General features: G+C 47.9%; 14 protein-coding genes. 7 read left to right on the top strand and 7 right to left on the bottom strand.

The features are described 5' to 3' along the window. Positions 1–3: 3 nt before the first annotated feature. From Q365_RS0101920 to Q365_RS0101910, 3 genes are read left to right on the top strand one after another with little or no spacing between them, the layout of a single operon-like run. Entirely contained in the window at positions 4–801 is a 798-nt protein-coding gene (locus tag Q365_RS0101920; protein WP_028021752.1) for a carbohydrate ABC transporter permease, read from the top strand. A gap of 11 nt (positions 802–812) precedes the next feature. Further along, complete coding sequence (locus Q365_RS0101915) at positions 813–1085, top strand: DUF2160 domain-containing protein (RefSeq protein WP_028021751.1); 273 nt, start codon at positions 813–815, stop codon at positions 1083–1085. Between the two features lie 24 nt (positions 1086–1109). Next, positions 1110–2843, top strand: coding sequence for an ABC transporter substrate-binding protein (locus Q365_RS0101910; protein WP_028021750.1), 1734 nt, complete (start codon positions 1110–1112; stop codon positions 2841–2843). Positions 2844–2981: 138 nt separating this feature from the next. On the opposite strand, the gene Q365_RS0101905 is transcribed toward Q365_RS0101910, so the two are convergent. Further along, positions 2982–5303 carry a response regulator gene (locus tag Q365_RS0101905; protein WP_028021749.1) on the bottom strand — a complete coding sequence of 774 codons (2322 nt, stop codon included), beginning with the start codon at positions 5301–5303 and terminating at the stop codon, positions 2982–2984. Positions 5304–5386: 83 nt separating this feature from the next. On the opposite strand from Q365_RS0101905, the gene Q365_RS0101900 reads away from it, so the two are divergent. Continuing rightward, entirely contained in the window at positions 5387–6169 is a 783-nt protein-coding gene (locus Q365_RS0101900) for a type 2 periplasmic-binding domain-containing protein (protein WP_035024264.1), read from the top strand. Between the two features lie 24 nt (positions 6170–6193). Next, entirely contained in the window at positions 6194–6874 is a 681-nt protein-coding gene (locus tag Q365_RS0101895; protein ID WP_028021747.1) for a flagellar brake protein, read from the top strand. Positions 6875–6970: 96 nt separating this feature from the next. Here the strand turns inward: Q365_RS0101895 and hppD are convergent, their stop codons facing one another. The 3 genes from hppD to Q365_RS0101880 form a co-directional block, all read right to left on the bottom strand. Then, the gene (gene hppD, locus Q365_RS0101890; protein ID WP_028021746.1) at positions 6971–8044 is read right to left on the bottom strand and encodes a 4-hydroxyphenylpyruvate dioxygenase; all 1074 of its coding nucleotides are present in this window, start codon (positions 8042–8044) and stop codon (positions 6971–6973) included. 195 nt (positions 8045–8239) lie between these two features. Then, the gene (locus Q365_RS0101885) at positions 8240–8599 is read right to left on the bottom strand and encodes a DUF2750 domain-containing protein (protein ID WP_028021745.1); all 360 of its coding nucleotides are present in this window, start codon (positions 8597–8599) and stop codon (positions 8240–8242) included. Between the two features lie 163 nt (positions 8600–8762). Next, on the bottom strand, positions 8763–9680 hold the full coding sequence (locus Q365_RS0101880; RefSeq protein ID WP_028021744.1) for a helix-turn-helix domain-containing protein: 918 nt from the start codon (positions 9678–9680) through the stop codon (positions 8763–8765). A 300-nt stretch (positions 9681–9980) separates the two neighbouring features. Here Q365_RS0101880 and Q365_RS0101875 point away from each other — a divergent pair, with 300 nt between their 5' ends. Then, a complete protein-coding gene (locus tag Q365_RS0101875) occupies positions 9981–10886 on the top strand; it encodes a DMT family transporter (RefSeq protein WP_028021743.1) in 906 nt (301 codons plus the stop codon). Positions 10887–10919: 33 nt separating this feature from the next. Here Q365_RS0101875 and Q365_RS26865 read toward each other — a convergent pair whose 3' ends face one another. Next, entirely contained in the window at positions 10920–11093 is a 174-nt protein-coding gene (locus tag Q365_RS26865) for a hypothetical protein (RefSeq protein WP_162176361.1), read from the bottom strand. Between the two features lie 139 nt (positions 11094–11232). On the opposite strand from Q365_RS26865, the gene Q365_RS0101865 reads away from it, so the two are divergent. Then, complete coding sequence (locus Q365_RS0101865; RefSeq protein ID WP_028021742.1) at positions 11233–11598, top strand: cupin domain-containing protein; 366 nt, start codon at positions 11233–11235, stop codon at positions 11596–11598. 36 nt (positions 11599–11634) lie between these two features. Here the strand turns inward: Q365_RS0101865 and Q365_RS0101860 are convergent, their stop codons facing one another. Both Q365_RS0101860 and Q365_RS0101855 read right to left on the bottom strand, forming a co-directional pair. After that, positions 11635–12069, bottom strand: a complete 435-nt coding sequence (locus Q365_RS0101860) for a VOC family protein (RefSeq protein ID WP_028021741.1) — start codon at positions 12067–12069, stop codon at positions 11635–11637. A 229-nt stretch (positions 12070–12298) separates the two neighbouring features. Next, the gene (locus Q365_RS0101855; RefSeq protein ID WP_028021740.1) at positions 12299–12646 is read right to left on the bottom strand and encodes a hypothetical protein; all 348 of its coding nucleotides are present in this window, start codon (positions 12644–12646) and stop codon (positions 12299–12301) included. Positions 12647–12854: the final 208 nt, after the last annotated feature.

The following is a 12854-nucleotide window of genomic DNA, read 5'->3' as shown; positions in this document are numbered from 1 at the left end:
GCCATGAACAAAAAATCGATAGGGCTTTCCGCCTACATACTGTTTTTAATGCTGCCTATCTATTGGCTGCTGATGATGTCATTCAAAACCAACGAGGAAATTCTCGGTGGCCTTACGTTCTGGCCGCACTCTTTTACGCTCGAAAACTACATCATCATTTTCACTGACCCTAGTTGGTACAACGGCTACCTCAATTCACTGACTTACGTGACCATTAATACTTTGCTGTCACTCTCCGTCGCCTTGCCCGCGGCATACGCGTTTTCACGCTACCGTTTCATTGGCGACAAACACCTTTTCTTTTGGCTGCTCACCAACCGAATGGCGCCGCCCGCGGTGTTTTTGCTGCCTTTCTTTCAGCTTTATAGCTCGGTTGGGCTTTTTGACACCCACATCGCCGTCGCACTCGCGCACTGCTTGTTTAACGTGCCTTTGGCGGTATGGATCTTAGAAGGCTTTATTTCGGGCGTGCCGAAGGAAATCGACGAGACCGCCTACATCGACGGCTACAGCTTTCCGCGATTCTTCGTGCGAATTTTCATTCCCATGATCCGTTCAGGCATTGGTGTCACCGCATTTTTCTGTTTCATGTTCAGCTGGGTTGAACTCTTGCTGGCGCGAACATTGACGTCAGTCAACGCCAAACCCATTGTCGCCACCATGACGCGGACAGTGAGTGCATCCGGTATCGATTGGGGCGTGCTGGCAGCGGCAGGGGTACTCACCATAGTACCCGGGTTATTGGTGATTTGGTTCGTTCGTAACCATGTCGCTAAAGGTTTTGCACTAGGACGCGTTTAAGGAGAAAGACAATGAGTTGGATGGCCTGGACACTACCAAGTGCTCTGTTTTTTATCACTATTGGCTGCATGTTGACAGCCATGACCGTATTCGAAGTACTTCGGCCTTGCGTGGAAAGGAAAGGATTTTTGCCTATCCGCACAACCCGTGGTGATCGATTATTTATAGGCCTGCTCGGCAGTGCCTATATTCACCTTCTCTTCATCGGAATGACGGATCTTCCCATTTGGTATCCCTTTGGGATAGCTATTGTATGGCTAGTCACCGTTCTTCGTTGGGGTTAGGGAAAACGACAAAGGAGCGAAACTATGAAGCAATTGCCTGCTGTAACCAAATGGACGCCTCTCGGGTTCATGATCGGGTTGTTACTAGCACCGGCGGTAAACGCCGACCAGTACAGCGACGCAGCATCGAAGTGGGTGAATGATGAATTTACCCCTTCAACGCTTACCAAAGATGAACAGCTTAAAGAACTAGCGTGGTTCACAAATGCAGCCAAACCTTTCCGCGGTATGGAAATCAAGGTCGTATCCGAAACCATCACCACCCATGAATACGAATCGAAAGTGCTTGCAAAAGCCTTCGAAGCGGTCACGGGGATCAAGGTGACACATGACCTGATTCAAGAAGGGGATGTGGTCGAAAAGCTGCAAACTGAAATGCAATCAAACCGCAGTATCTATGATGCCTACATCAATGACTCTGACTTGATTGGTACGCACTTCCGATACGGGAAAGTCTTCCCGATCAGCGACTACATGGAAAGTGAAGGTAAAGACATTACCTTGCCAACACTCGACCTTGATGACTTCATCGGCCTTAGTTTTACCACAGGCCCAGACGGAAAAATCTACCAGCTACCGGATCAACAATTTGCCAACCTCTATTGGTTCCGTGCTGACTGGTTTGCCCGCGACGATCTCAAAGCCAAATTCAAAGACATCTACGGCTATGAACTGGGTGTGCCTGTTAACTGGTCGGCCTATGAAGACATTGCCGAATTCTTTTCCGTTCACGTAAAAGAAATCGACGGCGAACGCGTTTATGGGCACATGGACTACGGTAAAAAAGACCCATCATTAGGATGGCGTTTTACTGATGCATGGTTCTCCATGGCGGGCGCGGGCGACAAAGGCATTCCTAACGGTATCCCTGTCGATGAATGGGGCATCCGCGTGGACGGCTGTTCACCTGTGGGTTCAAGTGTCGAGCGCGGCGGGGCAACCAATGGCCCAGCGGCAGTGTTTGCCACCACCAAATACGTGGATTGGCTGCGTGATTACGCGCCACCAGAAGCGCAAGGTATGACCTTCTCAGAAGCTGGCCCTGTGCCTGCACAAGGGTCTATCGCTCAACAAATCTTCTGGTACACCGCGTTCACCGCTGACATGACTAAGCCAGGTTTGGCCGTGGTTAACCCTGACGGAACGCCGAAGTGGCGCATGGCACCTTCGCCTCGCGGTCCATACTGGGAAGAAGGTATGAAGCTGGGCTACCAAGACACAGGTTCTTGGACGCTCATGCAATCAACTGAACCGAAACGTCGTATGGCAGCATGGTTGTATGCGCAGTTTACTGTGGCTAAAACCGTCTCGCTGAAGAAGACGTTGGTTGGTTTAACGCCGATTCGTGAGTCTGATATTAACTCGCAAGCCATGACTGATGTTGCGCCAAAACTGGGTGGACTGGTCGAGTTCTATCGCAGTCCAGCACGCGTTCAGTGGACACCAACAGGCACTAACGTTCCGGATTATCCAAAACTGGCTCAACTGTGGTGGCAATTCATCGCGGAAGCCGCAAATGGCGAGAAAACACCGCAAGAAGCGCTTAACGGCTTAGCCGCCGCGCAAGATAAAGTGTTGCGTCGTCTTGAGCGTGCCAATGTACAAGGTGAATGTGGGCCTAAGCTCAACAAACCGCGTGATGCTGACTATTGGCTAAACCTTCCAGGTGCGCCAAAAGCCAAGCTACAAAACGAGAAACCGAAAGGGCAAACCATCAATTATGATGCCTTGCTTGAAGAGTGGAAATCCGCCATGTAATGGCGAGAATCTCTGCCATGCTCACTGGCTGGGCGAGCGCTTAGCGCCAAAGAACACACAGCCAGTCGCGTGAATAGCAAAACGCCTGCAAAGTATGCAGGCGTTTTTTTGAGCGGTTATTGTGCGGGGCGTATTCGCCTAATTCGTTTTAGCACGCTCTTGCACCGACCCCGGCATGTGCAGCTTTATCATGCGCTCTAAATCCGCTTTCCTCACTGGCTTAGCGATATAGTCATCCATGCCCGCTTTTAAGCAATCATCTCGGTCTTGTGAGGTCGCATTGGCGGTAAGTGCTACTATCGGCGTATGCGGCGCGTAACCATACTCTCTCAACAATCTTGAGGCTTGGTACCCATCCATGATGGGCATTTGGCAATCCATAAAGATCAAATCAAAACTTTCTTGCTGACAAAGTTCCAGCGCCACCTTACCGTTCTCAGCCAATACGACCTCAACACCAAGACGCGTTAACATCGCCTGCACCACGCGCTGATTCACCAAGGTGTCTTCCACTACCAGCACATGACCATGATAGAAACCTGACTCCTCGACCTCTCTTGCTGCGGGGGATTGCTCATTAACTTCGCCACTCATTTGAATAACATCAAATTGCGACTGCTGACCACGAAGAATACGAGCTAACACATTTTTAAGGTCATTGAATTTATAAGGGCGAGACAAATATCCCTCGATACGAAAATTTTCTAGCTTCACGCTATCATGCATATCTGGCGCGGCAGTGATCATCATTAAGCTTGGACAGCGCTGGCCAAAACGGCTCCGCAGCCGAGAGGCAATGGCGAAACCATCAACGTTAGGCATCAATTTATCAAGGATCACCACTTTATATGGCCTACCGGATTCCATCCGCTCAGCAATCATTTCTTCCGTATCTTCTGGTCGTAAACAGCATGACACCTGACACCCCATGCTACCGAGTTGGGCACTGGTAATGCGCATGTTCAAACGGCTGTCATCCACCAGCAAAATCGCCGCATCAGCAAACAGCATGGAATCGATCGGAGCCCCTTCTGGCACTTGAGCCCTATCAAAGGTGGTAGTGAAAAAGAAGCGACTTCCTTCGTTCTCGGCGCTTTCAAGCTGCAATTGACCGCCCATTAACTCTACGATCTGGCTTGAAATGGCTAGCCCTAGCCCTGTACCACCAAAATTGCGGCTCATGCTGCCATCAGCTTGCTCAAATTTCTCAAAAATCGTGTCGTGCTTGTCGACAGGGATACCAATACCCGTGTCCCGTACTTCAAATAGCACTGTGACTTGCTGATCTTCGCTTTCGACCTTGCGAATGCCCACATGAATACTGCCCTGCTCGGTGAACTTCACAGCGTTCCCGACCAAGTTAATCATCACCTGACGCAACCTCACCGCGTCACCCATTAACACAGGCGCAAGGCTTTCATCCACATGACACTCGAACGCGAGGTCTTTTTCCTTCGTTCTCAGCCGGAAGAGGTGTTCAATATCTCGGTTAAGTTCAAACAAGTTGAGCTCTAAAATTTCCAACTCAAATTTACCCGCTTCTATCTTAGAGAAATCCAAAATGTCGTTAATAATATCCAACAAAGACAGTGAAGACGTCTCCAGCATGTCAATGAACTCTTGCTGCTCTTCGTTTAGTGGCGTGCCTTTCAGCAGCGAGGACATACCAATGATGCCATTCATTGGCGTGCGAATTTCATGACTCATGTTGGCCAGAAACTCACTCTTTTTCAGGTTGGCATCTTCCGCCGTTTCTTTAGATTGATGAAGCTCAGCACTGTATTCACGCATTTTTTCAACCGTGTTGTTGTACTGAGTGTACAAAGTCACCAACTCCTCACCCATTTTACTTTTTGGCGGTACGATGGCCGTGGGTAAGTTGTCGCCATCAAACTTCGTCACGCCTTGGGAAATCCATATCAGCGGTCGAACGACATCAATGTAAACGATGAAAAATACCATTCCGCCGAGCACCAAAATCGCGCCGCCCAAAAATAAAAGCAGTGTCAAAAATCGCTCGGTTAACGCGTTATAAACCTGCTGTAAGCTGACTTCTATCTGCACATAACCAAGACTGTACTTGTTGCCAAATTGCTCATGAACCATGGGCCATTGATATGAAATTTTCGGCTCTGGTGGGCTTTCTCCCGCTTCTGCTAACACACGGGAAGAATCAAAAACACGGACGTAGGAAATATCGGGGTGCTGAAAAATTCCGCTCACGATGACACCCACTTGATCGAGATCTTCTTGCCAAACGCTGTTCGAGATACTCGATAAATCGGTGTCATGGATCAGTAACGCATTCTGACGAAGTTGCTCTGAGCGCGCTTGGTAATCCAAATACAAAGCAAACGCGGCGACCAAAAAGGCCAACAGACTACATACGAACAACAACCTGCCCACCAATCTGGCGGCCATACTTGATGGATGAGGAAGATTCTCTTTTTGATTCAACATAGTCTAGGCTTATTTGGTGTCTCAATTAAGAAGCAGTTATCTCTAATAGTAGCCAAAAATCACAAACTTGGATGATCATTACTATGTCTAAAAAAAGCCCTTGGATTTCTCGTGCTTACCTATTGCCATTATGTTGTTCGACCGGGCTTATCATCTCCTCCCCCACTGTTGCCGATACTCTTGACTACTATGTGGTGCAAGATCAATCCGAGCCATTGCAAATACAAGATGAAGGCCAGAACCATCGAGGGATCATCACCGATGTTTTGGTCAAAGCGCTCGAAGGGAGCGACCATGAATTGGCCATTCATACTTACCCTTTCAACAGAATGGTTCTCCAATTGACTGACAATCAAGACAAAAACTGGATCACCTACGGCAGTCCGCAATGGGGAGGAATGCAATCCGCCAACCTCTCTTCATCGCCGCTTTTTGAGGTCAAACACAGCATTGTGAGCAATACAAATGATGGCCTCCCATATCAGTTACCCCATGATTTGAATGGCAAGATTGCTGTTTTGTTGTTTGGGTTTGACTACCCCGGGCTTGATGCAAAGATTAAGAAAGGGGAAGTGAGCGAAGTCAGAGTGAAGAATTACGATGCGGCGTTTCGCGTTGTAGACCGACTAAAAAATACTGGGGGGTTTGTCGAAATGGATATTCGCCTCAAATATCACTTAAAACGTTTAGGGTTTACAGACCAAGACTACCAACTCCATCAAGTCAGCAACCTGATCCCAAACTACAACATTCATTTGGCGTATTCACCCAACATCGACCCTGAGATCAAGCAATATATCGATCAACGCCTGCTTCAAATGAATGAAAACAATGAAATAAACAGCATCATAAACAAATATCTTTAAGCGAAATCTCGACGGAACATTGCCATGCAATCACTCAAAACCGAAGGCTCTGACAGTTTCTATCGACTGCTTGCCGTCGGGGCTCGGCTCAATATTGAACTGTCTGACGACCCACGTAAAACGCAGGTGGTTTCTCGGCTAGTCGGGTACAGAAAAGAGCAGTTTCTTTTAATTGACTGCCCGACAGGTCAAGACCCGATTATTGAACGGTTTCAGATACCTAATAATCAAATTATTGTCCGTGCCATTACTGACAGCGAATTTCGCGATGTTATCGCGTTTCGGTGCTTGGTCATGGGCGTGATAAAAAGCCCGATCAAGCTGCTGATTGTCTCTATTCCGGATAACGTCGCACACAGGCAAATTCGCCAACAACCGCGCATTGATACCAATATGTCAATTCGTATCCAAGACAGCGAAGGGACTTTCAACGCAACGATGACTGACTATTCCGTATCAGGGTGCTGCTTGGAAGTCTCTGCTGACGATCATTTACTCTTTGAAGATGAAACGCTGCAAATTATCTTGGAGTATGGTGATTCGATCAGCGGGAAAATAACGGGCAAGGTTGTAGCAGTCAATAACGAAAAAGACCCACCAACGGCGGGTCTACGATTTGATGATAGCGAATCGACCTTGCGCAAAGAATTCTTCTATCAATTGCTTTTTGATATCCGTAAAAACGATAAATCATTGGACGTTTAAGTACTCAATAACCTTTCACCCAACGAACTTTTCGCGAAAGAAGGCCGCACTAACGGCCTCATGCTTCTTTGACTAACAACTCTGCAAGCCAAAGCGTTAACCCGCATCCAACACGCCGCGTCGAATCTGATCGAGTTCAATCGACTCAAACAACGCTTGGAAATTCCCCTCGCCAAAACCTTGATTGCCTTTGCGCTGGATAATTTCAAAGAACACGGGACCAATAACCGTATCGGTGAAAATCTGCAGTAAAATGCCCGTGTCGATACTGCCATCAATTAACACGCGATAATCACGCAATGTTTCCACATTTTCGTCGTGGCCTTCTACACGTGAATCGACATTTTCATAATAGGTATCAGGCGTATTCATAAACCGCATTCCGCGCGACCGCAGGGTTTCCACGGTTTGATAGATATCTTCCGTGCTCAGTGCAATATGCTGAATGCCTTCTCCGTTGTATGCATCAAGATACTCAGCGATTTGCGATTTATCATCGCTCGATTCATTAATTGGTATACGAATTTTCCCACAAGGCGCGGTCAAGGCGCGGGATTTCAACCCCGTGAGTTTGCCTTCAATGTCGAAGAATCGGATCTCTTTGAAATTGGCGATACGGTCATAAAAATCAGACCAAACGTCCATGTTGCCTTTTTCGACATTATGGGTGAGATGATCGATGACCTGTAAACCTGCATCGGCCTCTTTTAACGTCTCCTGCCAGTGGGGGTAGAAGTTAAAATCGATGTCATAAATCTCGCTGTCACCATATCGATCAACCAAGTAAAGATACGACCCACCAATGCCGTGAATTGCAGGAATGTTCAGCTCCATAAGGCCAATACGAGGCTCGCATGCCTCAGCGCCTTGTTGTACGGCATAGTGCATGGCGTGGTTTGAATCCTTCACCCGAAATGCCATGGCATTCACGCTGGCACCATGCTGTTTGGCGAACCCTTCTGCCTGTGAGTCATGTTCACCATTTACGATGAAGTTAATGTCACCTTGGCGATATAACCACACGTCTTTATGTTTGTGCTTGGCGATTTCTGCAAAGCCCATCATCGAAAATAGCGTTTTGAGTTCAGCAATCCCTGCCGCGTTGGGCGCGGTATATTCCACAAACTCAAAGCCATCCGTTCCCATTGGGTTAATGGTTGTATTTGCCATACTCAAATTCTCCTGCCTGCTTGCTAAAAGCAAATTGATTCCTTTTCGCTGGCGACATCGCCAACACAGTCACTAAAAGGAATAGCAGTCGGTAATCAGAAACGGCAACGCAAGAGCGCGTTCAGCAGCAACACACACTGTAAAGAAGGTTCTGTAAATGGAAATTGACAGTGCGCGGTGCGCGGTGCGTGCACGCTAGTGAGGAAGGTTTATCTGTAAATACCGAGTGACCAATTCGGCGGCTTCTATTTCCTCACCACTCAGATCACTCCCCCAATCAGGGCCAAGCATCACGGCGTCTTTCGCCAGATCAACTAACCACTCATCTAAAAACTCGGGAATCGCGATCGACACGGGCGCAAAATCTTCCCATTCGTCCACACAGTGAATCGCAGCCGCATCTTTCGATGACCAAAACGGCATGACATCGGTATCTTCATAAATCGAAGAGTCGCAGATCACCCAGCCATCTTTACACTGTAAACCCCACACTTCGCCGCAAGCACGGGAAACCGTCACAAATTTCTCTATCGGTGTCGCTTCGTTGGTCGTCATGCGCGTTCTCCTTTGGGCACAACCGAGTTTTAAACTAGCAAGAATGACTGAACATGTAATTTGATTGGTACTAACACTTCAATTTACGCATACCGCTAAAGAGGTTGTGTATCAAGATTGAGCAATTAGGGTGATGAAGACGCAGGATTCATGTTGTTCGAGGTTAATGACCTTTTACCTGTTCACGACGGAACACGGCAGGAGTTGCTCCAACACGAAGTTTGAATTGTTGTGAGAGGTGTTGTTGAGAGGAAAATCCGCACGCCGACGCCACATCGACCAAGGAAAGGCTGTTCTGAGTCAGTAGGATTTTCGCCAGTTCAACGCGGCGAAACAGCACGTATTGATGCGGTGTTGTACCGAAACTCGTTTTAAACATGCGCGCAAAGTGAAACTCGCTTAACTGTGTTAACGCCGCCAACTCAGCCAATGAAAACGCTTGCGAAAGATGGGCTTCGACATATTCAATGACGCGACGTTGATTTTGCGGTGACAAGCCACCACTGCTAACAGCCAACTTCATGGGCTGATGACAATATTGCCTCACCATATGTAGCAACATCATTTGTTGCGCGTGAGAGAGCATCAACCTATCCGTGCTTTGCGACCAGTCCAGTTTCAACATGGTTTGACGAACCAGTTGACTGACAAAAGGATCGTCAACGAATGTACACTCTTTCAACTCAATATGGCGGCCTTCTTTGTCGAAAACCTGTTCGGCAAAGCGCTGTAAATGCGCCTGTTCGAAATAGAAATGGAAAAAACGGAAAGGGTCAGAAAACGACCAGTCTGAACGATGGTCTTTAGGCATCAAACACAACTTATCTTCGCCACCGTAAAGATCTCCGGTGCGCGAACGGCGCTTGGTGTTCTCACCGCCGGCCAAGTAAAAGCTCAACGTATGATGCCCGGGTTTGTCATAGCTCGCGCTGCCGTGGCTGTTGCTCCACACAGCAGAACCCATGCCGTTTTCCAGCCATAGCTCGTTGTGCAACTTTGCCGTGTTGTTTTGCAACACGTTGTAAACCCGTTGTCTCTGAATCCGTTGTCTCTGAATCTGTTGAGACTTGCTTTTACTCATCACGACTCCTTGATGATGCTCCCTTTAATATACTGATTGCCTATCTCGATGAACACCAGTCGAAAAAGAAAAGCGCAAGATTCTATAAAAATAGCAATTCCTTGTAAGAACGACGATCAGTAGCGCGTTATATTGGCGTTGCATTAAACCGATGTCTTAACTGTTTTTGATATTTCCTATCGACACGCGACGACGGTGCATTTCATAAAAACAACGTCTTTGGCTAGGCGTCATACCTAAGTAAGCAGCGGGTTAATTTCATTCCAACGCGTTGGGTATGTAAACGGAGAGTGGTAGCGCATGAACGGAATATTATACGCAGCAACCGTGTTTATCTGGGGGTCAACCTGGCTCGCCATTGCTTATCAAATCGGTGACACCTCTGTGGTGGTATCCGTGGGTTGGCGATTTGGGTTGGCATCATTAGCGCTGTTTGCTGTGTTGCTGTTTCGCAACGCGTTGCCACGTCTCTCTGCCGAAAATCACAAAATGGCCGCATTGCTCGCACTGTGTCTGTTTTCAAACAACTTCCTTTGTTTCTACGCAGCAACGCAATATCTGCCGAGCGGGCTCAACGCCGTTGTGTTCTCACTTGCACCTATTCTGAATGCGTTCAATCTGTGGATATTGGAGAAACGCCGTCCTGCTGGCAGCTTTATTCAAGGGGCGCTCATGGGATTCACTGGGGTTGTTTTACTCTTTGCTTCCCAATTTCTCAGCGCAGAAATGGACACCAGCATCTTACTGGGGCTCGCACTTTCGTTGGTCGGCACGTATTTCTTTTCTATGGGGAACATGGTGTCTGCTAAAGCCCAGAAGAAAGAGATGCCATTGCTACCAACAACCGCGTGGGCGATGGGCTACGGCGCAATATACCTTTTCGTCATCGCGCTGTTCATGGGTGTGCCATTGGATGTGCCAACCACACCGCTGTATCTTTCTGCTCTCGTCTATCTGGCCATTGTTGGCTCAGTCATCGGGTTTAACACGTACCTCGCTTTGGTAGGCCGAATTGGTGCTGCAAAAGCTGCGTATTGCACCGTGTTATTCCCGCTGGTTGCCCTGTCACTCTCTACCGTGTTCGAAGGGTATGAATGGACATGGTTATCCGCATTGGGTGTGGTGCTCGTGTTGGCAGGTAACCTGCGCGTATTCGGGCTACCAGAACCTGTTAAGCGTTCAATCAAGCGCTGGCAAAACGCATAAACGAATTCGTCGTCAAGTTCGTCGTAAAAACCTTTAATGCGCCGCCAGTTGAATCAGCCACACCAAACAAATCAACAGCGGCCATAACCATGTCGGAATACCAAACGAAAACTGTCGCCAAATACCATTGTCTTGTGCCGGACGCTCATGCCTATACTCATCGTTATTTCGGTGAGTATAGCGGCTAGATTCTGTTTGTTTGCTCATCATTATTCTCACTATTTCTTTGGTTGTTGATGACTATTACACCTGCTTTAGATGTCAACACCGTGGAGGAAAAATGGAAATTCAATGAACAAAAATGGCGAAAAGATGGCGGGGTTTTAAACAATAAAAGGAGTTTATGATGGATAAGATTTCAATCACGGAGAAGTTCTCGCTGTTTGAAGAAGAATGGACACCAAAAATTCTCGCTGAATCCAACGGGCAGTTGGTAAAAATCGCCAAAGGCAGTGGTGAGTTGGTGTGGCACAGTCATGAAAACGAAGACGAATTGTTTCTGGTGTGGAAAGGCCAGCTTACTCTGAAACTCAGAGACAAGGAGATTGTGCTCAACCCCGGTGAAATGTACGTCGTGCCAAAAGGCGTGGAGCACTGCCCTGTGGCAACGCCCGATACGCACTTTATGATGATTGAACCCGCATCCACGCAACACACAGGTTCAGACGTGACGGGCGTGACTGTCGCCACAGACGATCAAACGTGGATTTGATCAGCGCTAGAGTTCAAATAGCACTCTCAAATAGCATCAGGTTTCGAAAAGCTGAGCCTCGATGTCCTTGAACGATTTGAATTCCAACGCATTACCCGAAGGGTCATAGAAGAACATGGTCGCTTGCTCGCCCGGTTGCCCTTTAAACCGCACATAGGGCTCGATAACAAAGGCCACGCCTTTTTCTTTAAGCCGCGCTGCGAGCACTTCCCAATCCGCCATTTCAAGCACCACACCAATGTGTGGCACGGGTACGGAATGGCTATCCACCGAGTTATGGTGGAGCCGAACTTTCCCCTCTTCCCCCATCGCAGGGTCATGGTGGATCACCAGTTGATGTCCGTAAAGATTAAAGTCCACCCAGCACTCACTGCTGCGTCCTTCACTGCACCGTAAAACATCGCGATAAAACGCGCGGGACTCTTCAAGGTGTCGAACAGGAATGGCGACATGAAAAGGGGTTAACGACATACACACTCCTTTGCGTGTTGATACACACAAGCAACGTCACGATGCTTGTGAGTAGATTGAGAATACGCCCACTCTACCCTAGATATTCAATAGAAACGGTCACGTCGACGAGAAATGAGTGTGGGTCGTTAAGATGGGGAAATATCGCTGGACCGACTAATCAATTGAAAAAGCATCGCTAAACATCGGCACTAAACATCGGCGCAAACACCGGAGCTAAACGTTAACACTAGACTTTAAATTCGTAGCTGCGTTCGTTGCTTTGAGGAGTAATGGTATTTTCCACCTGCTTGAGCAGTTCTTGCTGTCGGGTGGTGTACGCTGAGAACTTGGCTTTCTGGGCTTCTTGTTCGGCCACTCGGTCAATCAAACCACGAAAATCACGTTTTTGCGGGGCTTCTTCTTGCGCTGCTTCGGCTTGCTTCTTTTCTTCGCGTTCTTTGTTCAACAGTTCAGCCCGCTCAGTGACTGTCAGATTAACGTTATTAATACTGCCCGCAGACTGATCATCTCGCTCCTTTGAACGAGAGTTAAAATATGTCGAGTTCATATAACTGTCGCTAATCAGGTTGGGCATAGCACCGTCCGAACAAAATACTCAGCGCGTTGAATCAACCCACTGAAATTAAAAAACCAGTCCCATAACTCTAGTACACCAAAGGATGTTTTGTGACAGATATCGCGTCATGCATATGGAATATCCGCGCGATTTGGCGTGCTGGCAAGGTGCAGATCGAAGAGAAATGGCGGGGTGTAGCGATATAAAGCGTGGAAATAAAAAAGCG

The sequence above is a fragment of the Enterovibrio calviensis DSM 14347 genome (genome assembly GCF_000621165.1).
GTDB classification, from domain to species: domain Bacteria; phylum Pseudomonadota; class Gammaproteobacteria; order Enterobacterales; family Vibrionaceae; genus Enterovibrio; species Enterovibrio calviensis.
This window is presented reverse-complemented; position numbering and strand designations above follow the sequence as displayed.

Coding starts and splice junctions, on each gene's coding strand:
- Q365_RS0101885 (WP_028021745.1), bottom strand. CDS start 8,599: ATGACGACCAACGAAGCGACACCGATAGAGAAATTTGTGACGGTTTCC.
- hppD (WP_028021746.1), bottom strand. CDS start 8,044: ATGGCAAATACAACCATTAACCCAATGGGAACGGATGGCTTTGAGTTT.
- Q365_RS0101880 (WP_028021744.1), bottom strand. CDS start 9,680: ATGAGTAAAAGCAAGTCTCAACAGATTCAGAGACAACGGATTCAGAGA.
- Q365_RS0101920 (WP_028021752.1), top strand. CDS start 4: ATGAACAAAAAATCGATAGGGCTTTCCGCCTACATACTGTTTTTAATG.
- Q365_RS0101855 (WP_028021740.1), bottom strand. CDS start 12,646: ATGCCCAACCTGATTAGCGACAGTTATATGAACTCGACATATTTTAAC.
- Q365_RS0101875 (WP_028021743.1), top strand. CDS start 9,981: ATGAACGGAATATTATACGCAGCAACCGTGTTTATCTGGGGGTCAACC.
- Q365_RS26865 (WP_162176361.1), bottom strand. CDS start 11,093: ATGAGCAAACAAACAGAATCTAGCCGCTATACTCACCGAAATAACGAT.
- Q365_RS0101900 (WP_035024264.1), top strand. CDS start 5,387: ATGTCTAAAAAAAGCCCTTGGATTTCTCGTGCTTACCTATTGCCATTA.
- Q365_RS0101895 (WP_028021747.1), top strand. CDS start 6,194: ATGCAATCACTCAAAACCGAAGGCTCTGACAGTTTCTATCGACTGCTT.
- Q365_RS0101860 (WP_028021741.1), bottom strand. CDS start 12,069: ATGTCGTTAACCCCTTTTCATGTCGCCATTCCTGTTCGACACCTTGAA.
- Q365_RS0101865 (WP_028021742.1), top strand. CDS start 11,233: ATGGATAAGATTTCAATCACGGAGAAGTTCTCGCTGTTTGAAGAAGAA.
- Q365_RS0101910 (WP_028021750.1), top strand. CDS start 1,110: ATGAAGCAATTGCCTGCTGTAACCAAATGGACGCCTCTCGGGTTCATG.
- Q365_RS0101915 (WP_028021751.1), top strand. CDS start 813: ATGAGTTGGATGGCCTGGACACTACCAAGTGCTCTGTTTTTTATCACT.
- Q365_RS0101905 (WP_028021749.1), bottom strand. CDS start 5,303: ATGTTGAATCAAAAAGAGAATCTTCCTCATCCATCAAGTATGGCCGCC.